Origin of the sequence: Oscillibacter sp. CU971 (assembly GCF_905219725.1) — a bacterium.
GTDB lineage: Bacteria > Bacillota > Clostridia > Oscillospirales > Oscillospiraceae > Oscillibacter.
On record NZ_CAJMXG010000486.1, the window covers coordinates 1 to 1,376 of the forward strand.

The following is a 1,376-nucleotide window of genomic DNA, read 5'->3' on the forward strand; positions in this document are numbered from 1 at the left end:
GCTGATCATCGTGGGCACCCTGCCCCTCTTCGCCGTGCTGCCTATCAAGGACACCATCGAGTCCCTGGGGGACAACATGTACTTCGTGGCCTTCGCGCTGCTGGCCACCGGCTGCCTCCTCTTCGCCAGCGACCGTGTGCGCCGGGGGCGGAAGACGGAGAAATCCGCGACAATGCTGGACGCCCTGCTGGTGGGCGTGGGGCAGGCTGTGGCCACCTGCCCGGGGATTTCCCGGTCCGGCACCACCATCACCGCCGGGTGCTTCGTGGGCTTTGACCGGAAATTTGCCGTCCGCTACTCCTTCCTCATGTCCATCCCCGCCATTCTGGGGGCCAACATCCTAAGTCTCAAGGACGCGCTGGAGGGAGATATCCTCTGGGCGGAGGTGCCGGTTTATCTTGTGGGCGTGGTGGTCTCCGCCGTGGTGGGCTACGCCTGCATCCGCCTAATCAAGCTGGTGGCGGACAAGGGGAAGTTCGGCTTCTTCGCCTATTACTGCTGGCTGGCGGGCATTGTCACCCTGGCCTTGATCTTCACACAGAAGTGACCAATTTCGGACTCTCGGAGGTACATAACCGTGGCTTCCTCTTCACAAAAGAAACCCGCCGCCAAAAAAACCGGCGGCAGATCCACCAAAAAGCCCCCGCAGAAGCAGCCCATCCGCCGGGAGGTTACCGGCGGCGTGCTGCTGGTGCTGGCTCTGTGCGTCTTTGTGGGCTACTTCGGCGTCAACGCCCTGTTCCTGGATTTTTTCGCTAAGCTTCTAAAGGGCCTCTTCGGCTACGGCTACTGGCTGGCGGGTCCCGCCCTGGTACTGGCGGGGCTGATCCTGATTTTCCACCGGGGCCGCCCCGTCCAGCTGCGGACCACCTGCGCCCTGCTGCTGCCGCCGCTGTTCGGCTGCCTGACCCATCTGGTTTTCTGCAAGAAGGTCTATGAGCCCTCCTTCTTCAAGATGCTGGGGGCCATCTGGGCCGACGGCGTGGCCCTGGAGTCCGGCGGAGCCGTCTCCGGCGTGCTGGCCAACGGGTCCGCCGCCGTGTTTTCCTCCCTGGCCTCGGTGATTTTATTTACCGTTCTGTTCGTGGCCCTGCTCTTTGTGTCCCTGCGGCTGACCCTGGCGGCTTTCGCCGGCTGGCGGAATAACCGCCTGCCCTATGAGGAGCCGCCCGAGCCCGCCATCCGCCTGACCCCTGTGGACCCACCCAAGCGCCGGGCCGCCGCCGGGCCTAAGCCCCAGATCGACATCCCCCTGGACGGCGAGGAGCGGCCCGCGAGGCCGGAGAAATCCGGGAAATTCACCGGCTTCTTCCGCCACAAGGCCGACGCCCAGCCCACACCGGACCAGGTGCTTCAAGCGGCCCCCGCCCCAAAGC

General features: G+C 64.8%; 1 protein-coding gene and 1 pseudogene. Both read left to right on the forward strand.

Annotation, left to right across the window (positions count from 1 at the left end; genetic code table 11):
• Positions 1-547, forward strand: a 547-nt coding sequence (locus JX325_RS16795) for an undecaprenyl-diphosphate phosphatase (protein WP_204792168.1), incomplete at its 5' end; no start/stop codon positions are given.
• A 30-nt stretch (positions 548-577) separates the two neighbouring features.
• A pseudogene (locus tag JX325_RS16800) lies at positions 578-1,376 on the forward strand (DNA translocase FtsK); the annotation flags it as partial.